The organism is Phreatobacter sp., from assembly GCF_027532945.1.
Lineage (GTDB): Bacteria > Pseudomonadota > Alphaproteobacteria > Rhizobiales > Phreatobacteraceae > Phreatobacter.
In genome coordinates, this window is sequence record NZ_JAPZTZ010000008.1 from 69791 (window position 1) to 89944 (window position 20154).

At 68.1% G+C, this 20154-nt stretch carries 19 protein-coding genes; 7 read left to right on the forward strand and 12 right to left on the reverse strand.

Annotated features, from left to right (window positions below; translation table 11 throughout):
• Positions 1-213 precede the first annotated feature (213 nt).
• Entirely contained in the window at positions 214-552 is a 339-nt protein-coding gene (locus O9344_RS06270; RefSeq protein ID WP_298474331.1) for a hypothetical protein, read from the reverse strand.
• Positions 553-703: 151 nt separating this feature from the next.
• On the opposite strand from O9344_RS06270, the gene O9344_RS06275 reads away from it, so the two are divergent.
• Positions 704-1147, forward strand: a complete 444-nt coding sequence (locus O9344_RS06275; protein WP_298474333.1) for a GNAT family N-acetyltransferase — start codon at positions 704-706, stop codon at positions 1145-1147.
• Between the two features lie 14 nt (positions 1148-1161).
• Positions 1162-1605 (forward strand): GNAT family N-acetyltransferase, encoded by a 444-nt coding sequence (locus O9344_RS06280; RefSeq protein WP_298474335.1) that lies wholly within the window; start codon positions 1162-1164, stop codon positions 1603-1605.
• Positions 1606-1618: 13 nt separating this feature from the next.
• Here O9344_RS06280 and O9344_RS06285 read toward each other — a convergent pair whose 3' ends face one another.
• The 4 genes from O9344_RS06285 to recA form a co-directional block, all read right to left on the reverse strand.
• Entirely contained in the window at positions 1619-2857 is a 1239-nt protein-coding gene (locus tag O9344_RS06285) for an amino acid permease (protein WP_298474337.1), read from the reverse strand.
• Between the two features lie 66 nt (positions 2858-2923).
• Complete coding sequence (locus O9344_RS06290; protein ID WP_298474339.1) at positions 2924-4087, reverse strand: cyclic nucleotide-gated ion channel; 1164 nt, start codon at positions 4085-4087, stop codon at positions 2924-2926.
• 98 nt (positions 4088-4185) lie between these two features.
• Positions 4186-6843: an alanine--tRNA ligase gene (gene alaS, locus O9344_RS06295; RefSeq protein ID WP_298474341.1), complete on the reverse strand. Its 2658-nt coding sequence runs from the start codon at positions 6841-6843 to the stop codon at positions 4186-4188.
• 282 nt (positions 6844-7125) lie between these two features.
• Positions 7126-8205, reverse strand: coding sequence for a recombinase RecA (gene recA, locus O9344_RS06300; protein ID WP_298474343.1), 1080 nt, complete (start codon positions 8203-8205; stop codon positions 7126-7128).
• 213 nt (positions 8206-8418) lie between these two features.
• On the opposite strand from recA, the gene O9344_RS06305 reads away from it, so the two are divergent.
• The 5 genes from O9344_RS06305 to O9344_RS06325 all read left to right on the forward strand — a co-directional run bounded on the left by O9344_RS06305 (position 8419) and on the right by O9344_RS06325 (position 12195).
• Positions 8419-8907, forward strand: a complete 489-nt coding sequence (locus O9344_RS06305) for a cupin domain-containing protein (protein ID WP_298474345.1) — start codon at positions 8419-8421, stop codon at positions 8905-8907.
• A gap of 112 nt (positions 8908-9019) precedes the next feature.
• Positions 9020-10648, forward strand: a complete 1629-nt coding sequence (locus O9344_RS06310) for a fumarate hydratase (protein ID WP_298474347.1) — start codon at positions 9020-9022, stop codon at positions 10646-10648.
• A gap of 88 nt (positions 10649-10736) precedes the next feature.
• Positions 10737-11339: a hypothetical protein gene (locus O9344_RS06315; protein ID WP_298474349.1), complete on the forward strand. Its 603-nt coding sequence runs from the start codon at positions 10737-10739 to the stop codon at positions 11337-11339.
• Between the two features lie 96 nt (positions 11340-11435).
• A complete protein-coding gene (locus O9344_RS06320; RefSeq protein ID WP_298474351.1) occupies positions 11436-11864 on the forward strand; it encodes a hypothetical protein in 429 nt (142 codons plus the stop codon).
• A gap of 22 nt (positions 11865-11886) precedes the next feature.
• The gene (locus O9344_RS06325) at positions 11887-12195 is read left to right on the forward strand and encodes a hypothetical protein (protein ID WP_298474353.1); all 309 of its coding nucleotides are present in this window, start codon (positions 11887-11889) and stop codon (positions 12193-12195) included.
• Positions 12196-12200: 5 nt separating this feature from the next.
• Here O9344_RS06325 and O9344_RS06330 read toward each other — a convergent pair whose 3' ends face one another.
• From O9344_RS06330 to flgC, 7 genes are all read right to left on the reverse strand, one after another.
• Complete coding sequence (locus O9344_RS06330) at positions 12201-14318, reverse strand: DUF294 nucleotidyltransferase-like domain-containing protein (RefSeq protein ID WP_298474355.1); 2118 nt, start codon at positions 14316-14318, stop codon at positions 12201-12203.
• A 37-nt stretch (positions 14319-14355) separates the two neighbouring features.
• Positions 14356-17076, reverse strand: coding sequence for a response regulator (locus O9344_RS06335; RefSeq protein ID WP_298474357.1), 2721 nt, complete (start codon positions 17074-17076; stop codon positions 14356-14358).
• A gap of 151 nt (positions 17077-17227) precedes the next feature.
• Positions 17228-18298, reverse strand: a complete 1071-nt coding sequence (gene flhB / locus O9344_RS06340; protein ID WP_298474359.1) for a flagellar biosynthesis protein FlhB — start codon at positions 18296-18298, stop codon at positions 17228-17230.
• Positions 18299-18302: 4 nt separating this feature from the next.
• Positions 18303-19046 (reverse strand): flagellar biosynthetic protein FliR, encoded by a 744-nt coding sequence (fliR, locus tag O9344_RS06345; protein ID WP_298474467.1) that lies wholly within the window; start codon positions 19044-19046, stop codon positions 18303-18305.
• A gap of 91 nt (positions 19047-19137) precedes the next feature.
• Complete coding sequence (fliQ, locus tag O9344_RS06350; RefSeq protein ID WP_298474361.1) at positions 19138-19404, reverse strand: flagellar biosynthesis protein FliQ; 267 nt, start codon at positions 19402-19404, stop codon at positions 19138-19140.
• A gap of 9 nt (positions 19405-19413) precedes the next feature.
• Positions 19414-19722, reverse strand: a complete 309-nt coding sequence (gene fliE, locus O9344_RS06355; RefSeq protein WP_298474363.1) for a flagellar hook-basal body complex protein FliE — start codon at positions 19720-19722, stop codon at positions 19414-19416.
• A gap of 4 nt (positions 19723-19726) precedes the next feature.
• Positions 19727-20143, reverse strand: a complete 417-nt coding sequence (gene flgC / locus O9344_RS06360; RefSeq protein ID WP_298474365.1) for a flagellar basal body rod protein FlgC — start codon at positions 20141-20143, stop codon at positions 19727-19729.
• Between the last annotated feature and the right edge of the window lie 11 nt (positions 20144-20154).

The window sequence follows — 20154 nt, forward strand, 5'->3', positions numbered from 1 at the left end:
TGTCGTTTCCGGGGGAGGGCTTGATCCGGGAGAGGGACGAGGTCACCGCCCTCGCCGGCCATTCTCCGTCATGCCCGGGCTTGGCCCGGGTATCCACGAATGTCTCGGAGGGCGGAGGTCAAGTCGTGGATGCCCGGCACAAGGCCGGGCATGACCAAGCGGTCGGTGCTTGCATGGCCGATCGCGGCAGAAACGGAAAAGACCCGCAGCCCCTCAGGCGAAGAAGTCGAAAATGTCGCCGAGCCCGTCGCCGGCCAGCGCCTTGGCGGTCACCTCGTCCGCCTTGGTCGGCGTGTCCTTGGCCCAGGCCACGCGCGCCATGGCGATGGTCATCGAGGCCTCGAGACCCTCGTTGGTGGCGGCGAAGAGGTTGTCGGCTGACCCCGTGTCGACGCCGAAAATCGCCAACGCGGCATTGGTCGAAGGATCGGCCCCGAAGAGCTGGCTGGCCATGGCGGACGAGTTCGCCAGCCCCTGCGCCGCGCCGTAGCTGCGGCTGGAGCGGAACGACTGCATCGTGTCCCAGGCACTCGGGCCGAGACTGGAGACCATGGCGGAAATCCTTTCCTCACCGACAAGCATGCCCGCGACCTCTTAACGGGCCGTTGCCATCGGCCTCCATCGCCGCCGCTGATGGCGCCGATGACGAAAGCGCGCTGGACGCTCACCTCGCCATCGGCACACTCGGCGGGAAGAGGACCGCATGACCGTCACCACCCGAGAGCTCACCCCCGCCGACCGCGCCCAGTGGGAGCCGCTCTGGCGCGGCTACCAGGCCTTTTACGGCCGCACCCTGCCTCAGGCGATGATCGACCTCTCGTGGCAGCGTTTCATGGACCCGGCCGTGCCGCTCGACGCCTTTGGCGCCTTCGACGGGCCACGCCTCCTCGGCATCGCCCATACGGTGCGCCACCTCGTCACCTCGTTCGAACAGCCGTCCTGCTATCTCAACGACGTCTTCGTCGCCCCCGACACGCGCGGCGGCGGTGTCGGCCAGGCGCTGATCGAGGCGGTCTACGCCTTCGCCGCGCGGCACGGCTGCGGCCGCGTCTACTGGACGACCCACGAGACGAACACGACCGCCATGCGGCTCTACGACCGGGTCGCCGAGAAGCCCGGCTTCATCCTTTACCGCCACACGCTCTGAACCGAGGACCAACCATGGCCACCGAGACCCGCCTCCTCACCCCGGCCGACCGCGCCCAGTGGGAGCCGCTCTGGCGCGGCTACCAGGCCTTCTACAAGGTGGACATCCCCGCCTCCGTCACCGACGTGACCTGGGCGCGCTTTCATGACCCGGCCGAGCCCATGTGGGCCTATGGCGCCTTCGACAGCGAGCGCATGGTCGGCATCGTCCACGCCATCCTGCACCGCTCCTGCTGGACGGTGGAGGACTATTGCTACCTGCAGGACCTCTTCGTCGATCCGGAGGTGCGCGGCACCGGCGCCGGCCGCGCCCTGATCGAAAAGGTCTATGCGATCGCCAAGGAAAAGGGCGCCGGCCGCGTCCACTGGCTGACCCACGAGACGAACACCCACGCCATGCTGCTCTACGACCGCATCGCTGACCGGTCAGGCTTCGTTCAGTACCGCAAGATCTTCTGAACCGGCCCGGGGCTCAGCGCAGCAGCAGCGCCATCGCAGCCATGGCGAGGCAGGTGACAAGCCCCGCCGCCGGCATCCAGGCCGGCACCCTGACATGCGGGCCCGCCGTGACGACGCCCCGCCATTTCAGGCGGAGCAGGGCGAGGTTGACCAGCGCGAAGATCAGCAGCGTGGCGAAGGAGGTGCCGGCGGCAAGGCGCTCCAGCCCGAAGCCGAGGGCAAGGACCAGGACCGCGATGGCAACCAGAGCCGTCGCCCGCAGCGGCGTGCCGGTGCCGGCATGGACCGCGGCCAGCCGTGCCGGCAGGTCGCCCTGCCGCGCCATGCCATAGACGACGCGCGTCGCCATGGTCATCTGGGCGAGGACGGTGTTGAGCGTCGCCACGATGGCGATGAGGCCCAGCGTGACCGGGCTCGTTCCCGCCACGCGCTGGAAGACGAGGCTGAGGGGCGCCTCGGAGGCTGCCAATTCGGCGGGAAGGACCGCCGTCACCGCGACCGCCGCGACGACCACATAGAGCACGGTGGTGATGGCCAGCGTCAGCACCATGGCAAGCGGCAGGGTGCGATGGGGATCCTGTGCCTCCTCCGCCACATTGGCGAGGTCCTCGAAGCCGATGAAGGCGAAGAAGGCGATGAGGCTGGCCGCGGCGATCCCGGACAGGACCGTGAGGTCCATCGGCGGCAGCGTGACGATCGCCGCGCCATAGGGAACGCCCGCGCCGGTGGCGGCCACGATGACCATGAGGAGGCCGCCCACCTCGAGCACCGTGAAGATCGCCGCCAGCACGACGGATTCGAGGATGCCCCAAGCGGCGACGATGCCGAGGCCGAGCACCACCGCGACGATGATGGCCTCCTGCGGCCAGCCCGTCAGCGCGTGGATATAGCCGGCGGCGCCAAGCGTCACCGCCGCGGATGAGACGATGCCGACCACGAGGGTCAGAAGCCCGGTCAGCGTCGAGACGAGCCGCGATCCGAAGGCCTCCCGCAGATAGGCCGCCTCCCCCGCGCTGACGGGAAACCGGGTGCAGAGCTCGGCATAGGAGGCCACCGTCAACGCCATGACGACGGCCGCCATGACGAATGCCCAGGGGGCGTGGGGACCGGCACGGCCCGCAACCGCGCCGATCAGCACATAGATGCCGGCCCCCACGGTGATGCCGACGCCATAGAGCACGAGAAGCGTGAGTCCCAGCCGCCGCTTCAGTGCCGGAGTGGCGGACATCGTCGATGGCGATGGTGCGGTCATGCCGGCATCCTCGCCCGGAAAAGCAGGCTGCGTCGAGGTGATATCCACCAACCCGGCAGAAGCGGCTCAGGCCTGGTCCGGCGCTCCCGCCGCCAGGTTCTGCACCTGGGCCGCGATGACCACCCCGATGGCGGGACGCAGCGACATGAGATGATGCAGGTCCTCGGCATCGAGGATGAGCACCTTGGCGCGCTGCATGGCGCGGACAGTCGCATGCAGCGGCGTGCGGTTCAGCACCGCAGTTTCACCGAAGCACTGGCCTGCAGCGAGCCCGATCGGCCCATCGTCGGTCTCGACCACCACCTCGCCCTCGGCGACCACGAACATCGCTCGCGCCTGCTGTCCTGAACGGCAGATGACCGCGCCCGGCTCGTAGGTCACGCTCTTCAGCGACCGCATCACATCGGCGATCGAGGCGGCATCGAGCCCGGCGAAGAGCGGCACGCTCGACACCATGCTCCAGGTCACCACGAAGTCGCGGCGCTGGATCTCGCGGGCAAAGGCGGTGGCGATGATGCCGACCGGCAAGGCCAGCATGGCGACGCCAGTGATGGCGGTCACCCCGGCGATCAGCTTTCCTGCCGGCGTGACCGGAAAGACATCGCCATAGCCCACCGTGGTCAGGGTGATGACCGCCCACCACAGCGCGTCGGGAATGGTGGCGAACTTGTCGGGCTGGGCGTCGTGCTCGGCGAGGCGCATCGCCGCGGCGGCGATGACGAGCACGCCGATGAAGATGATGAGCGAGGCGCCGAGCGCCCGCCGCTCGCTCCACAGAGCCTCGGTCAGGCTGGCGAAACCGGGCGAATAGCGCGCCAGCTTGAAGAAGCGGGCCAGGCGCAGCAGCAGCAGGAACCGGAGGTCGATCCCGCCGATCAGGCTGACATAGAAGGGCAGGATGACGAGGAGGTCGACCACCATGGCCGGCGACATCGCGTGGCGCAGCCGGGCGCGCAGCGGCTTCAGCGATTGCAGCAGCGGATGCTCCGGCGCGGTCCACAGCCGCACGCCATACTCGATCGTGAAGATCACTGTGGACACGATCTCGACGACGACGAACAGCGTGCCGTAGGTCCCGGCGATCGTGGGCACGGATTCGAGGATGACGGCGACCACGTTGACCATAATGAGGACGATCAGCGTCACATGGACGGCGTCGGCCGCGGGCGAACCCGCAAGGCCCTTGTCGAGAGCCTCATAGGCCCGGTGCCGCATGGTGGCCGTTGGCATGGCTGCTCCCCGGCTTCCAGGTGGAGCCGTCGCCGAGGACTGTGCCAAGCCCACCGCCCGCCGGTCAACGCGGACGGCGCATCCGGGAGGGGCGGTCGTCAGGCGGCGGCGAGCGCCTTCTCGATGGCGGCAAGGGCCTCGTCGGCCTTGCTGCCGTCGGGGCCGCCGGCCTGGGCCATGTCGGGGCGGCCACCGCCACCCTTGCCACCCAGCGCCTCGGAGCCGACGCGAACCAGATCGACCGCGTTCAGCCGGCCGGCGAGGTCCGGCGTGACGCCGACGACGATGCCGGCCTTGCCGTCCTCGGTGACGCCGACAATGGCGACGACGCCCGAGCCGACCTGCGCCTTGCCGGCATCGGCGAGGCCCTTGAGGTCGCGCATGTCGATGCCGGTGACGCTCTTGGCGAGCAGCTTGACGCTGCCGACCGTCTTGATCGGATCGGCGCCGGCGGCGCCGCCACCCATGGCGAGCTTCTTCTTCGCCTCGGCGAGTTCACGCTCGAGCCGGCGGCGATCCTCGACCAGGGCCTCGACGCGCGCCTCGACATCGCCGACCGAGGTCTTCACCAGGGCTGCGACGGCCTCGAGCTTGCGCGCCTGCTCGGCGAGGTGGCGGCGAGCGGCATCGCCCGTCATCGCCTCGATGCGGCGGACGCCGGCCGCGACTGCGCCCTCACCCACCACAGTGACGAGGCCGATATCGCCGGTGCGGGCGACATGGGTGCCGCCGCACAGTTCGACCGACCAGCCGGACGCATTGGAGCCTTCCGGCGTCGGGCCCATCGAGACGACGCGAACCTCGTCGCCGTACTTCTCGCCGAACAGCGCGCGGGCGCCGGAGGCCACCGCCTCCTCCTGGCCCATCAGGCGGGTGACGACGGGCGTGTTGGCGAGGAGGACGCGGTTGGCGAGGTCCTCGACCGCGGCAAGCTCATCGTCGCCAATCGGCTTGTTGTGGGAGAAGTCGAAGCGCAGCCGGTCGGGCGAGACCAGCGAGCCCTTCTGCGCGACATGGTCGCCGAGAATCTGGCGCAGCGCCTCGTGCAGGAGGTGCGTGGCCGAATGGTTCGAGCGGATGGCCGAGCGGCGCGCGTGGTCGACGGCCAGCAGCACCGGCTGGCCGGGGGCAAGACGGCCCTCGGTGACGGAGACCACATGGACGAAGAGATCGCCGAGCTTCTTCTGGGTGTCGGTGACCTCGGCGCGGAAACCCTCGCCGGCCATGCTGCCGCGATCGCCCTGCTGGCCGCCGGATTCGCCGTAGAACGGCGTCTGGTTGACGACGACGAGGCCGGTCTCGCCGGCGGATAGCGCCGCGACCTCGGCGCCGTCCTTCAGCACGGCGAGGATCTGGCCCTCGGCAGCTTCCGTGTCATAGCCGAGGAATTCCGTGGCGCCGGTCTTCTCTTTGACGCCAAACCACACCGTGTCGGTGGCAGCCTCGCCGGAGCCCGCCCAGGCGGCGCGCGCCTTTTGCTTCTGCTGCTGCATGGCGGCGTCGAAGGCGCCGGTATCGACGACGATGCCGCGCGGGCGCAGCGCGTCCTGCGTCAGGTCGAGCGGGAAGCCATAGGTGTCATAGAGCGTGAAGGCGGTCTCGCCGGAGAAGGTCGCCCCCTCCGACAGGCCCGCTGATTCGGTATCGAGAATGGTGAGGCCACGCTCCAGCGTCTTGCGGAAGCGCGTCTCCTCGAGCTTCAGCGTCTCGGCGATCAGCGCTTCGGCGCGGGCGAGTTCGGGATAGGCCTGGCCCATCTCGCGCACCAGCGTCGGCACCAGCTTGTGCATCAGCGGCTCCTTGGCACCGAGCAGCGAGGCGTGGCGCATGGCGCGGCGCATGATGCGGCGGAGCACGTAGCCGCGGCCCTCGTTGGAGGGCAGCACGCCATCGGCGACAAGGAAGGACGAGGCGCGCAGGTGGTCGGCGATGACCCGGTGCGAGACCTTCTGGGCCCCGTCCGGCTCGACGCCGGTCTCGACCGCCGAGGCGCCGATCAGCGCCCGCATCAGGTCGATCTCGTAATTGTCGTGGGTGCCCTGAAGGACGGCGGAAATGCGCTCGAGGCCCATGCCGGTATCGATGGAGGGACGCGGCAGGTTGGTGCGGATGCCACCGGCCTGCTCCTCGTACTGCATGAAGACGAGGTTCCAGATCTCGATGAAGCGGTCGCCGTCGGCCTCGGCCGAGCCGGGCGGGCCGCCCCAGATCTTGTCGCCGTGGTCGTAGAAGATCTCCGAACAGGGGCCGCAGGGGCCGGTATCGCCCATGCGCCAGAAATTGTCGGAGGTCGGGATGCGAATGATCTTGGAATCTGGAAGGCCGGCGATCTTCTTCCACAGGCCGAAGGCCTCGTCGTCCTCGGAATAGACGGTGACGAGGAGGCGGGAGACCGGAAGCTCGTATTCCCTGGTGATGAGGTTCCAGGCCAGCTCGATGGCGCGATCCTTGAAATAGTCGCCGAACGAGAAATTGCCGAGCATCTCGAAGAAGGTGTGGTGCCGGGCGGTGTAGCCGACATTGTCGAGATCGTTGTGCTTGCCGCCGGCGCGCACGCATTTCTGCGCGGTGGTCGCGGTGGAATAGGGCCGCTTCTCGACACCGGTGAAGACGTTCTTGAACTGCACCATGCCGGAATTGGCGAACATCAGCGTCGGGTCGTTGCGCGGCACGAGCGGCGACGAATCCACGACGGCATGGCCGTTCTTGGCGAAGAAATCGAGGAAGGTCTTGCGGATCTGGTTGACGCCGGTCATGGCCGAAACGCTGGTTGGGCCGCCCCGTTGATCGGAGCCCGCCTGAGATGAAGGTCGGCGGGTGTTCTAGAGCATTTTTTCCGAAACGAAACCGCTTATCGCGGGGGGCGGCGTCGCAGAGGGTCTTGCCGCAGGCGGAACCAGCCACCGGCGGCGGCGCCGGCCATGACGCCCAACCCCCGTCAGAGGCCCCCGCCTGTCCTTCAACGACAAAGGCCGGGACGAACCCGGCCTTCTCAAAGATCAGCGGCGGCGCCCGCCCGCATGGCGGGCATGACGGCCTCAATCCGGGCTGTCCGCGTCGCCGTCCGGATCGACCTCGCCAAGGATCTTCTCGGCGATGAGCCCGGCATTCTGGCGGATGGCAGCCTCGATCTTGGCGGCCATGTCCGGGTTCTGCTTGAGGAAGGCCTTGGCATTCTCGCGGCCCTGGCCGACCCGCTGGCTGTCATAGGAGAACCAGGCGCCGGACTTCTCGACCACGCCGGCCTTGACGCCGAGATCGATGAGCTCGCCCATCTTCGAGACGCCTTCGCCGTACATGATGTCGAACTCGACCTGCTTGAAGGGCGGGGCGAGCTTGTTCTTCACCACCTTCACGCGGGTCTGGTTGCCGACCACCTCCTCGCGGTCCTTGATCGCGCCGATGCGGCGGATATCGAGGCGGATGGAGGCGTAGAACTTCAGTGCGTTGCCGCCGGTGGTCACCTCCGGCGAGCCATACATGACGCCGATCTTCATGCGGATCTGGTTGATGAAGATCACCATCGTGTTCGACTTGGAGATCGAGGCGGTGAGCTTGCGCAGGGCCTGGCTCATCAGGCGGGCCTGCATGCCCGGCTGGTTCTCGCCCATCTCGCCCTCGAGCTCGGCGCGCGGGGTAAGGGCCGCGACCGAATCGACCACCACCACATCCACCGCGCCGGAGCGAACCAGCGTGTCGCAGATCTCCAGCGCCTGCTCGCCGGCATCGGGCTGCGAGATCAGCAGCTCATCGAGATTGACCCCGAGCTTGCGGGCATAGACCGGGTCGAGCGCATGCTCGGCATCGATGAAGGCGCAGATGCCGCCCTTCTTCTGCGCCTCGGCGATGGTATGCAGTGCCAGCGTCGTCTTGCCCGAGGATTCCGGCCCGTAGATCTCGACGATGCGGCCGCGCGGCAGACCGCCGATGCCAACCGCGATATCGAGGCCGAGCGACCCGGTCGAGACCGTTTCGATCTCGATCGACTTGTCGCTCTTGCCGAGCCGCATGATCGAGCCTTTGCCGAAGGCACGCTCAATCTGGGAGAGAGCGGCGTCCAGCGCCTTGGTCTTGTCCATGGATGAACCTTCGACGAGTCGCAGTGCGGCCTGACTCATGGCTGTCGTTCCCCTCCGCTGGCAAGGCCTTCGGCCCAAAACCTCTGATACCCCACAATGTACATGCTTTGTTCTCATTCGCAAGTTCTTTTTTCGTTCTCGTCCGAATGGCCGATCGGAGCCCCTCCCCGGCCCTGATGCGGCGGCCTGCCGCAGGTGGCATCCTGAAGCCTAAGGCGGCCCGCAAGAGGCCTGCCGACCTGGAGGATCGCCATGACCGACATCACCGCCGACATCACCGCCCAAACGACCGCCGACACCCCCGCCGCGCGCCGTCCGCGGATGACCAGACGGGTCTTTACCGGCTGCGCCCTCTGCGCCGTCGCCGGTTTCGCCGCCACCGGCCTTGCCACCGCCGCCTCGGCGCAGGGCGCTCCGCCCGCCGGCGGCCTCTCCCGCAAGGTGCTCTCGCAGACCGACGGCCCGGCGCCGGGCTATGTCACCATTATCGCCGAGGTCGAGATCAGCCCCGGCGCGGTGGTGGCGCCCCACACCCATCCCGGCATCGAGACCGGCTATGTGCTGGAGGGCGAGGTCGAACTGCCGATCCAGGGCGTCGGCACCCGCAACCTCAAGCCCGGCGATGCCTTCCAGGTGCCGCCCGGCACGGTCCATGGCGGCGGCAAGCCGAGCGCGGGCAAGGTGAAGATCGTCAGCACCTTCGTGGTGGAGAAGGCCAAGCCCCTCGCCTCCCCGGCCTGACCCCTCCACACTTTGGAACGACTTCAATTCGGTCCGGCGCTGGGCTAGACAGGCCGCGGTGCCGGACCGCCCGGTTTTCGACGGCGCGGCACCTCTTCGAGAGGCTCCGCCCATGAACGCTCCGCTCGCCGCCGGCTCCTATTCGCTCTTTCCCCTCGGCAAGGACGAGACCCCTTACCGCAAGCTGACTTCCGACGGCGTCCGCGTCGAGACGGTCCTCGGCAAGGAGGTTCTGGTGGTGGAGCGCGAGGCGATCCGGCTGCTGTCGGAAGCCGCCTTCATCGACATCAACCACCTGCTGCGCCCCGGCCATCTCGCGCAGCTGCGCCGCATCCTCGATGACCCCGAAGCGACCGCCAACGACAAGTTCGTCGCCTATGACCTCCTGAAGAACGCCAATATCGCCGCCGGCGGCGTGCTTCCCATGTGCCAGGACACCGGCACCGCCATCATCATGGGCAAGAAGGGCCGGCTGGTCTGGACCGAGGGCGAGGACGAGGCGGCGCTCGGCCAGGGCGTGCTCGACGCCTATGCCAAGAAGAACCTGCGCTATTCGCAGGTGGCGCCCATCTCGATGTTCGAGGAGAAGAACACCCGCAACAACCTGCCGGCCCAGATCGAGATCTATGCCGAGGGCGAGGAGGCCTACAAGTTCCTGTTCATGGCCAAGGGCGGCGGCTCCGCCAACAAGAGCTTCCTGTTCCAGGCGCCGCCCTCGATCCTCACCCATGACCGGATGATCAAGTTCCTCCACGAGAAGATCCTGACGCTCGGCACGGCCGCCTGCCCGCCCTATCACCTCGCCATCGTCATCGGCGGCCTGTCCGCCGAGCACACGATGAAGACGGCGAAGCTCGCCTCGGCCCGCTATCTCGATGCCCTGCCGACACAGGGGTCGGAATTCGCCCATGCCTTCCGCGATCTCGCCATGGAGGCCGAGGTCCACAAGCTCACCCAGGCCATGGGCGTCGGCGCGCAGTTCGGCGGCAAGTATTTCTGCCACGACGTGCGTGTCATCCGCATGCCGCGCCACGGCGCCTCGCTGCCCATCGCCATTGCCGTTTCCTGCTCGGCCGACCGCCAGGCCAAGGGCAAGATCACCCGCGACGGTGTCTTCCTCGAGGAGCTGGAGCATCACCCCGCGCAGTACCTGCCGGAGATCGACGAGGCCTCGCTCGGCGGCGATGTCGTCAAGATCGACCTGACGAAGCCCATGGCCGAGATCCTCGGCACCCTGTCGAAGCACCCGATCAAGACCCGCGTCTCGCTCACCGGTCCGATGATCGTCGCCCGTGACGCGGCCCACGCCAAGATCCGCGAGCGGCTCGACCGCGGCGAGCCCATGCCCGACTATTTCAAGAACCACCCGGTCTATTATGCCGGTCCGGCCAAGACGCCGGCGGGCTATGCCTCCGGTTCCTTCGGCCCAACGACCGCCGGCCGCATGGATGGCTTCGTCGACCAGTTCCAGGCCGCCGGCGGCTCTATGGTCATGCTCGCCAAGGGCAACCGCTCCCGCGAGGTGCGCGAGGCCTGCGCCAAGCATGGCGGCTTCTATCTCGGCTCCATTGGCGGCCCCGCCGCCCGCCTCGCCCAGGACTGCATCAAGAAGGTGGAGGTTCTGGAATATCCCGAACTCGGCATGGAGGCCATCTGGCGCATCGAGGTCGAGGACTTCCCCGCCTTCATCGTCGTCGACGACAAAGGCAATGACTTCTTCAAGGAACTGAACCTCGGCTGAGCTGCGGGTCATCCCGGATACACGAATAAGTTGCAAATGAACTATGATTCCGCGTCGGCCGTTTCAGGCCCGGCATGTGGAGGGGTTCATGCAGCGCATCCTCGCAGTCACCAAGGTCTCGATCGCCCTGATCAAGACCATGCCGCCCAAACTCTTCCTCGCCGCGAGCGGCGAGGTTCCCACATCCGGCTGGAAGAAGCCGGCCATCGAACCGTGGTTCTACATAAACCCGCCCGAGGACGGCGTGCAGGACTTCGACTTCGTGGCAGAGCCGCCCATTGGCTTCGCTGCGCAGGTGATCTCGCCCATCGAGGCGAGCCTGGTGATCGAGCGGTCACCGCTCGACTATTGGGGGCCGGGCAGGCCGCTCACTGGCGTGCGTGTCCATTCGCGGACCAACAGCATCAAGGAAAGCTATGGCACACGGTCCTTCGAGGGATATGTGGCGCTGCCCGACGAGATGCCGGTTCCTGCTCACGAGGCGATCCGACGGGTGCGGGCGGGGGACGATGATCCCTTCCCGGTCGCCGGTCGCCGGGTGGACCCGACGCAACTCCTGATCGACCTCCTCGGCAAGAGCCTGAGAGTTTACCGCACGGGTGACGCGCTCACCAAGGATCTCCGGCCTGACCGTGCCAATGTCGAGCTTGATCCTGGCTCGGGACGGATCGTCGACGTCTGGTTCGGCTGATCTTCCGTTTCCGACTGGAAACATGCCCCCGCCGCTCCGGAACATCGGTGAAACGGCGGGGGTTCATGCAAGGCGTCAGACCCGGAGGGACACGCCATGCGCATCGCCCAGACCGCCATCGCCCATCAGGCTTTCGGCACGCCGACCTTCGCCCAGGCCCGCGCCCAGAGCGCCGACGCCCATGGGCTCGCCCTCATCGCCGCCGCCCTGGTGGCCGCCACCGCCGTCGCCTTCCTCGCCATGGTCCTCACGGCTTGGCCGGTGCGCGCCTCGGCGCTGCCCTGCGGCGACCGTCTCGCGGCGGTGGAGACCGAGATGCACCGCAGCCTCACCGCCGTCGAGAGCCTCGGCGATGCCGCGGGCGCCGACCAGTGCGCGGCCATGCAGGGCCACCTCGCCTCGCTGCGCCGCGCCGCCGGCACCATCGAGGCCTGCTCCTCCGGCATGGATCGCAACGCCAAGATCGGTCTGGTCCGCCAGTCGCAGATGGAATGGCAGGGCGTCGTGGCCCATGGCTGCCGCTGAGGCATTCCGCTGCGGACCTGCAATGCGCCGCGCCCTGCTCCTCGCCGCCGTGCTCCTGGCCTCAGGTCCCGCCGTCGCCGCGGAAACCTGCGACGGCGACCTCGCAGTCATGGAGATCCGCCTGCGCGAGGCTTCGGCCCGCCTCTCCGAGACGACTCGCGCTCCGATGGCCCGGCGCTGCCCTGTCTTCCGCGATCATGTCCGGGTGATGCAGGCGGCGAGCGACACGTTCCGGCGCTGCACAAGCGGCTTCCACGCCCGTGAGAACATCGCGCAGATACAGGGCTCGATCGCCGACTGGAACGAGATCATCGACCGCAATTGCCGGTGAGCGGCTCAGGCCCGGAACAGCAGATCCCTCACCGTATCGGCGACATGGGTGAGGTCGTGGAGGGCCGCCTTGAGCCGCGCCTTCAGTGCCTTGTCGAGCAGTGCCGGATCCACCCGGCTGCCGGGTGGCCGTCCGGCCGCGATATCGGCGACCTGCTGCACGAGGATGGCCTGGACGAGGACACCGTGAGCCTCGCGCCAGCGGTCAAGGTCCTCCGCGCCGCCGATCGCCATGTCCCGCAGCGCACTGATGCGCTCCCGCGTCGATCGGACGGCAATGCCGTGCCGGAGCGCCAGGCAGCGGGCCCCGGCCACGACCGCGAAGAGGCCGCCGATCTTCAGGTCCACCCGGCCATCCGTCAGCTTCAGCCCACCGAACAGGGTCAGGGGCGGATGGAACACGCCGATCTGCTCGGCGAGGAGCTTGGCCAGCATCGGCGCTTGATGCGCCGCCGCGAAGGCCTCGTCGAACAGCGTCCGGGCGACATCCATGTCCCCGTGCACGGCGCGGGCATCGAAGAAGATGTCGACCGAGAGGAGGTCGTCGGGCCGTGTCTTGCCCACCCAGCCCTCGATGCGGCGCCGCCAGTCGTCGAGGGAACCGCGATAGGTCGGATTGCTCGCCATCACGCCGCCCTTGCAATGGACGACGCCGGCGCTGTCCAGCAGATCGGCCATGACCACACCGAAGCGCCCAAACCAGCGATCTGCAGCTTCGGGGTCGTCCGGAACGGCCGTGACCAGCGCATTGTCCTGGTCGGCGGCCAGCAGGCTCTCGCCGCGCCCGACCGAACCAAGCACCAGCACGGCGAAGGGCACGGGAGGCGGACCCCGGCCCTCGGCCAGCAGGATGGCCTCCGCCTGCTGTGCCGCCCTGGCGGTCAAGGCCCCGATCTCATGGCTGATGACCGCGGCAATGGCCGTCGCCTCGACCCCCTCTTCGATCAGGCGCCTCGCCACCAGGGGCATCCGCGCGAAGGCGCTGGCCATGGCGGGCGCATCCTCGGCCGCCTCGATCGCGTCGCCGAGGAGCAGCGCGTCGCTCGCCCGCATCCGCAGCAGGTCCCGCGCCGACAGGGCTCCAACGACCCTCCCGGCAGCATCGGTCACGCCGAGGTGCCGCAGCTTCAGCCGGTCCATCCGGCCGATAGCGCGATAGACGAAATCGTCCGCCAGCACATGGGCGAGGGGACGGGACGCGAGTGCACCGACGGGTTGGTCGAGGGCACCGGCGCTGCTGGCGGCCACAGCCCGCAACACGTCCCTTTCGGTCACGATGCCGGTGTCGGCGACATGCGGTTCGGGATCAGCCGAGACGAACAGCGAGGACACGCGCAATTCAATCATCCGGCGCGCCGCATCGGTCAGAGACATGCCCGGATGGACGATCGCGGGCGGGTGACCCATGACGTCGCCGGCCCGGTGGCGAAACGGATAGGCGTCCAGCCGCTCAAGGGGGCCGTGTCCGCCAGCCAGCGGCTGCGGTGCTTCCCACCCGGCCCGCGCGAAGACCTCCATGGTCCTGTCCAGCCGGCGGCTGGCCTCGTTCGCCTCGGCGAGCGTGCGGATTCCCTTGTCCTTCAGGAGCGGTATGAGGGCCACAAGGATCCGGCCGGCACTTTCCGCGTCGCCGACAGCGTCGTGCCGCCGCGAGGCGTCGAGCGCAACGCCGAGCCTGTCCGCGAGAATCTCGAGGGTAAAGTCGGGCAAGGTCGGAAAGCAGATCTGTCCCAGCAGCCGCGTGTCGAGGGAGGGCGGCGGCGCGAACTCAGCTCCGGCGAGGCGGCACTCCCTTCGGAACAGGGCGAGGTCGAAGCCGAGGTTGTGACCAATGGCGACCCTGCCGGCCCGGAAGGCCTCGAAGGCCGTGAAGGCCTGCAGAAAGGCCGGCGCGCCACGCACCGCTGCGTCGTCGATACCGTGAATGGCCGTGGCCCCGGGAGGAATGGAAATGCCAGGGTCGACCAGCCGTTCGAAACACTCCTCCGGCACCAGCCGGCCGTTCCGGACGACCATCGCGCCAATCTGAACGATGCGTGCTTTCGCGGGGTCGAGCCCGGTTGTCTCCGTGTCGACGACAACGGCGTCCAGAGCGAGGAGAGGCTGAGCTGGCGCGGCCTGCATGGATGGCAGGCTAGCGGGGCCTCGACGGCCTTTCCAGTCAGACCTTCACCTGCTCCTTCACCGCCTCGATGAGCTGCTTCAGCGAGAAGGGTTTCGGCAGGAAGGCGAAGGACTGGCCCTCCGGCAGGTCGTTCTTGAACGCCTCCTCGGCATAGCCCGAGACGAAGATCACCTTGATGCCCGGATTGGACTTGCGCAGCTCGCCGAGCAGCGTCGGGCCGTTCATTTCCGGCATGACCACGTCGGAGACGACGAGGTCCACCGTCCCGCCATGCTCGGCCATGACCTCCAGCGCCTCGACGCCGGAACCGGCCTCCAGCACCGTGTAGCCGCGGGAGATGAGGGCGCGCGAGGCAAAGGCCCGCACCGCCTCCTCGTCCTCGACCAGCAGGATCGTGCCGGGACCTGTCTCCTCGCGCAGCACCGGGGCAGCCGGAGGCGACGCGGCGGCCTCGGCCGGCTCCGCTGACGCTTCGGCCGCACCGACAGGCTCGGTGGACGCGGCGGACGGCGCGCCCGGCGCCTCAACGCCACCGGAGACAAGCATGGCGGCGGGGGCGGCCGGCGTGCGCTCGGGCGCCACCGGCGGAGCGACCACGACCGGCTCCTCGCCTTCGACATGGCGCGGCAGGAAGATGCGGAAGATCGTGCCGCGGCCGACCTGGCTGTCGACGAAGATGTAGCCGCCTGATTGCTTGACGATGCCGTAGACCGTCGACAGGCCGAGGCCCGTGCCCTTGCCGACATCCTTGGTCGAGAAGAACGGATCGAAAATCTTCTGCTTGATGTCGTCGGGAATGCCGGTGCCGGTATCGGTGACCTCGATCATCACCGAATCCGTCTCCGGCATCTCCACCGGATCGTCCTTGGAGCGGTGGCGCGCCACTTCGCCCGCCGGAACATTGGCGGTGCGGATCGTCAGCTTGCCGCCCTCCGGCATGGCATCGCGCGCATTCACCGCGAGGTTGAGGATCACCTGCTCGAGCTGGGTGACGTCGGCGCGAATTGGCCAGAGGTCGCGGCCATGGACCATGTCGAGGCCGACGCGCTCACCGAGCGAGCGGCGCAGCAGCATGGAGATGTCCGAGAGCACGTCGCCGAGCTGCACCACCTGCGGCCGCAACGTCTGCTTGCGCGAGAAGGCCAGGAGCTGGCGAACCAGGCTCGCCGCGCGGTTGGCGTTCTGCTTGATCTGCATGACGTCGTTGAACGAGGGGTCCGCAGGCTTGTGGTCCATCAGCAGCAGGTCGGCATGGCCGATAATGGCCTGCAGCAAGTTGTTGAAGTCATGCGCCACGCCGCCGGCGAGCTGGCCGACCGCGTTCATCTTCTGCGACTGGGCGAACTGCTCCTGGAGCTGGCGCAGTTCGGTCGTCTCCACCGCATAGACGATGGCCGCTTCGCCCGGCTGCTCCGGGTCATCCACCGGCGCGACGAAGAAATGGCAGAACCGGTTGCCGTCACCCTGGAACGCGGCATCGACAGGAGCAAGGTCGCCCTTGCCGGCGGCCGCCTCGCCGATGGCCTGGATGAGCAGCGGGCGCGAACTCTCCTTCACCAGCGACAGGATCGAGCGCGGCCCGACCTCGGTGGTCGGCGCAACCTCGGCCAGCATCCGGGCGAAGATCGGGTTGGCGCGGCCGACATGGCCGTCGCGGTCCACGGTGGCGATGCCCAGGGGCGAGGAGTTGAAGAAGCGGGCGAAACGAACCTCGGCGGCGCGCAGGCTGTCGCCGCTATCGGTGCCGCGGCCGCGGTTGATGACGAGGGTGCGCGAGGCGCCCGGCGCGCCGTCAGCGGAGAAGGCGACCTTGTGCAGGAGCCGCACCGGCAGGGCCTCGCCGGAGCGGCGCTTCATGTCGACGTCGAAGGTCGCGGTGGTGACGTCGGAGGGCTTGGCGGGAACGGTGCGCAGCAGCGCCGCAGCATCGGCGGCGAGGATGTCGGCCAGCGCCAGCCCCCCGGGACCGACCTCGGTGAGGTCATGGTCGAGCCAGCCGGCGAGGGTCGCGTTCATGTAGCCGATCTCGCCGTCCGGCTCCATGGAGAAGAAGCCGGCCGGGGCATGGTCGAGGAAGTCGATGGCCTTCTGCAGCGTCTCGAAGGCGCTCTCGGCGCTGGCGCGGTCGCGGGTGATGTCCTCGACCGTCCAGACGCTGGGGCGGGCGGCGCCGCGCACGCGCTCGGCCCCCTCCCCGCTCAGCGGCCGGACCTTGAGGCGCAGCCAGCGCGGCTCGGGCCCATCGGCGCGGCGCACCTCCTCCTGGTGGCGGCGGCCCTCGCGGGCGGCCTGCGACAGGCGGTAGATGGCCTCCGAGATCTCCGGCGCGCCGGTGAAGGCGCGCTCGACGCCGCGCACGTCGTCCTCGCCGGTCGCCCCGGTCATGGCGAGATAGGCGGGGTTGGCATAGAGAACACGGCCCGAGGGCTCGCTCACCACCAGCGCCTCGCCGGCGCTGGCCGCAATCGCCTTGGTCACGTCGTTGCGCCCGTCCTCGGTGGCGAAGCGCAGGATGCCGGAGGCATAGGCGAAGAGCGAGAAGACGCCGCAGACCGCCAGCGTCGCCAAAAGGCCGATCACGTAAGGATAGGCGTTGTCGCGGCCGATCATCAGGAAGAACAGCGCTGCCCCGACCAGCACCACCGCGACCACCAGCACCATGGCGGTAGAACCGGCCTGATCCGACCGGTCCACGGAACGGCGTCCGCCGGCGCGGGCGGCGGCATCGGCACGGGCGGTCTTTTCGGCAAGGGCCATGGCGTCGGGTGTGCCGCTGTTGCTGGATCGGACGCGAGAATCCGGGCGGATGATTCTCAACTCTAGTGGTGCCGCTTCGCCGCCCGCGAGGCAAGGGCGGCGGGGCCACGGCAAGGGCCAAATCGCGCCGGCAGGCGCCAAGCGGCAGGCCTCAGCGCAGCGTGCCCTTGAGCCGCATGACGTAGCCGATGACCTCGGCGACGGCGCGGTAGTGCTCCTCCTCGATCGGCTGGTCGATCTCGACGCTGGCGTGCAGGGCGCGGGCGAGCGGCACGTTTTCGACAATGGGCACGTCGTTGGCGGTGGCGATCTCGCGGATCTTCAGGGCGACGAGGTCCATGCCCTTGGCGACGCAGACAGGGGCGGCCATGCCCGGTTCGTATTTCAGCGCCACGGCGAAGTGGGTCGGGTTGGTGACGACCACGGTGGCGTTGGGGACGTTGGCCATCATCCGCTTGCGGGAGCGCTCGCGGCGGATCTGCTTGATCTTCGCCTTGATCTCCGGGTTACCGTCGGACTGCTTGAACTCCTCCTTGAGCTCCTGGATCGACATTTTCTGCCGGGTGTACCAGCGCTGGTACTGGTAGACGTAGTCGGCGATGGCGATGATGGCGAGGATCGCCACGACGGCCATCAGCACGTTCATGACCAGCGCGAACGTGTGGGGCAGCAGCATTTCCACGTCCATGCGGACCATGGCGTCGACGCTGGATCGCTGCGGCCAGAGCACGACGAAGATCACCGTGCCGACGATGGTGATCTTGGCGACGCCCTTGGCGAAATTGACGATCGCATCAAGCCCGAAGATCCGCTTGAACCCCGCCAGCGGCGAGATCTTCGAGAATTTCGGCTTCAGGCTCTCGCCGGAGAAGACCAGGCGGTGCTGCATCAGGTTGGCGCCGACGCCGGTCAGGAACAGTGCCAGCATCGGCAGGCCCACCGCCACGACGATGGCGATGATGATCGAGATGAGAAGCTGCATCAGCGCGGACCGGTCGACCTGCAGCAGGTCGGCATTGGCGAGCAGGTTTTTCATCGGAACGGCGAGACTGCCGGCGCTGCTCGCCCCCATGGTGGCGATGACGAGGGTCGAGATGAACAACAGGAACCAGGCGACGAGGTCCTGGCTCTTCGCGACGTCGCCCTTCTTCAGCGCATCGTCGAGCTTCTTCTGTGTAGGGTCGTGTGTTTTCTGGTCCTTGTCGTCATCGCCCTCGGCCACCGCATCACCTCCGGTTGACCGCCATCTCCCCGAGCACGGCCTCGAGCGAGCCCATGTAGTGGGCCATCATTACCGAGAGGACGAGGAGGAGGATGAGGAAGCCGACGCCGATGGTGACCGGCATGGCGATGAAGAAGACCTGCATCTGCGGCATCAGCTTCGACAGCACGCCGAGGCCGATGTTGAAGACCAGCGCGAAGACTAGGAACGGCGCCGAGAGCTGGATGGCGATGACGAAGGCCTTGGCCATGACCATGGTCAGGAACTGCGCCGCATCGCCCGAGGCCGGCAGCACGCCGGGCCGGATGATGGTGAAACTGTCTGAGATGGCGGCGATGACGAGGTGGTGCAGGTCGGTCGAGAAGACCAGCGCCACGCCGACCAGCGACAGGAACGTGCCGATGACGGCGCCCTGCTGGCCCTGGGTGGGGTCCACCTGCATGGCAAATCCGATGCCCATGGCCTGGGCGATGACGACGCCGGCCGTGAGCAGCGCCGAGACCGCGATGCGGCCGGCCATCCCCAGCGTGAAGCCGACCGCGATCTCCATCAAAAGCACCATGAAGACGCCCGCGGGGCGCCCAAGGTCGATCTCGTAGAGCGGCCGGTGGAGAGGAAACAGCACGAGAGTGAGAAGCAGGGCAACGCCGAGGCGCACGCGCACCGGCAGCGACCGTTCGCCGAGCCCCGGCATCAGCGCCATCATCGTCCCGACCCGCGCGAAGACGAGCAGGAAGACGACGATCATCTCGGGCGAGATCGGCAGGGTCACGGGGATCGCCCCTCCTGGAGCGGCCGGTCGCGTCCGCTCGGTGCGGACACGCCGGATCCAAGCTGATTCACCCGCCGGAGACCACCTTCGCCATGATGCGCGCGGTAATGCTGTTCATCATGTCGCCCATGAACGGCAGGGCGATGATCATCGTGGCGAAGATGGCAAGGATCTTCGGGACGAAGACCAGCGTCTGCTCCTGGATCTGGGTCAGCGCCTGGATGAGCGAGACAATCACGCCGACCACGAGGCCGACGACCATGAGCGGCGCGGAGACCAGGATCACGGTGAGGATGCCGTCGCGGGCGATGTCGAGAATGTCGGCCGGGTTCATCGATCTCTCCTAGATCTGCATCCGCATGATTTCGTCATAGGCCTGCACGACCTTGTCGCGCACCGAGACCAGCGCCTCGACGGCGACCTCGGTCTCGGCGACGGCAGTGACCACGTCGATGAGGTCGGCGCGGCCGGCGGCCATGGCGGCGGTGCGCTGGTCGGTCTGGCGCGCCGTCTGGTCGAGGTTCTGCACGGCGCCCCTCAGAAGGTCGCCGAAGCTGCCGCCCTGGCCCGTCGGACGCGTCGCGGCAGTGTTGGGGGCGAAGAGCCTGGCGGCTGTCGCATAGGCATTGGCGGCAATCGAGGAGGATGACATGGCCTTACGACCTCAGGAGTTCGATCGTGCGCTGGATCATGCGCCGGGTGGAGGTGACGACGTTAAGGTTGGCCTCGTAGCTGCGCTGGGCCTCACGCAGGTCCATGCTCTCCACCAGAGAATTGACGTTCGGCACCTTGACGTAGCCGCGCGGGTCGGCGGCGGGGTGGTTGGGGTCGTAGCGGGTGCGGAACTCGCTCTGGTCCTGCCGCACCGGGCCGAGCTGGACGGTGGTCGCCTGCAGCTCGCGGTCGAAGGTGGTGCGGAAGGTCGGAATCTTGCGGCGATAGGGGTCGCCGCCCGCCGTCGCGGCGGTCGAATTGGCGTTGGCGATATTCTCCGCCGAGACGCGCATGCGCCCGGCCTGGGCCCGCATGCCGCCGGCGGCGATGCGGATCGACTTGAGGAAATCCTCGGACATGCGTCGTCTCC

What these genes read in the sequence shown, in the direction of transcription:
- O9344_RS06310 (WP_298474347.1), top strand. Translation starts at nt 9,020, where the DNA reads ATGAACGCTCCGCTCGCCGCCGGCTCCTATTCGCTCTTTCCCCTCGGC.
- recA (WP_298474343.1), bottom strand. Translation starts at nt 8,205, where the DNA reads ATGAGTCAGGCCGCACTGCGACTCGTCGAAGGTTCATCCATGGACAAG.
- O9344_RS06270 (WP_298474331.1), bottom strand. Translation starts at nt 552, where the DNA reads ATGGTCTCCAGTCTCGGCCCGAGTGCCTGGGACACGATGCAGTCGTTC.
- O9344_RS06290 (WP_298474339.1), bottom strand. Translation starts at nt 4,087, where the DNA reads ATGCCAACGGCCACCATGCGGCACCGGGCCTATGAGGCTCTCGACAAG.
- fliQ (WP_298474361.1), bottom strand. Translation starts at nt 19,404, where the DNA reads ATGAACCCGGCCGACATTCTCGACATCGCCCGCGACGGCATCCTCACC.
- O9344_RS06305 (WP_298474345.1), top strand. Translation starts at nt 8,419, where the DNA reads ATGACCGACATCACCGCCGACATCACCGCCCAAACGACCGCCGACACC.
- flgC (WP_298474365.1), bottom strand. Translation starts at nt 20,143, where the DNA reads ATGTCCGAGGATTTCCTCAAGTCGATCCGCATCGCCGCCGGCGGCATG.
- O9344_RS06320 (WP_298474351.1), top strand. Translation starts at nt 11,436, where the DNA reads ATGCGCATCGCCCAGACCGCCATCGCCCATCAGGCTTTCGGCACGCCG.
- O9344_RS06315 (WP_298474349.1), top strand. Translation starts at nt 10,737, where the DNA reads ATGCAGCGCATCCTCGCAGTCACCAAGGTCTCGATCGCCCTGATCAAG.
- O9344_RS06275 (WP_298474333.1), top strand. Translation starts at nt 704, where the DNA reads ATGACCGTCACCACCCGAGAGCTCACCCCCGCCGACCGCGCCCAGTGG.
- alaS (WP_298474341.1), bottom strand. Translation starts at nt 6,843, where the DNA reads ATGACCGGCGTCAACCAGATCCGCAAGACCTTCCTCGATTTCTTCGCC.
- fliE (WP_298474363.1), bottom strand. Translation starts at nt 19,722, where the DNA reads ATGTCATCCTCCTCGATTGCCGCCAATGCCTATGCGACAGCCGCCAGG.
- O9344_RS06325 (WP_298474353.1), top strand. Translation starts at nt 11,887, where the DNA reads ATGCGCCGCGCCCTGCTCCTCGCCGCCGTGCTCCTGGCCTCAGGTCCC.
- O9344_RS06335 (WP_298474357.1), bottom strand. Translation starts at nt 17,076, where the DNA reads ATGGCCCTTGCCGAAAAGACCGCCCGTGCCGATGCCGCCGCCCGCGCC.
- O9344_RS06330 (WP_298474355.1), bottom strand. Translation starts at nt 14,318, where the DNA reads ATGCAGGCCGCGCCAGCTCAGCCTCTCCTCGCTCTGGACGCCGTTGTC.
- O9344_RS06285 (WP_298474337.1), bottom strand. Translation starts at nt 2,857, where the DNA reads ATGACCGCACCATCGCCATCGACGATGTCCGCCACTCCGGCACTGAAG.
- fliR (WP_298474467.1), bottom strand. Translation starts at nt 19,046, where the DNA reads ATGATCGTCGTCTTCCTGCTCGTCTTCGCGCGGGTCGGGACGATGATG.
- O9344_RS06280 (WP_298474335.1), top strand. Translation starts at nt 1,162, where the DNA reads ATGGCCACCGAGACCCGCCTCCTCACCCCGGCCGACCGCGCCCAGTGG.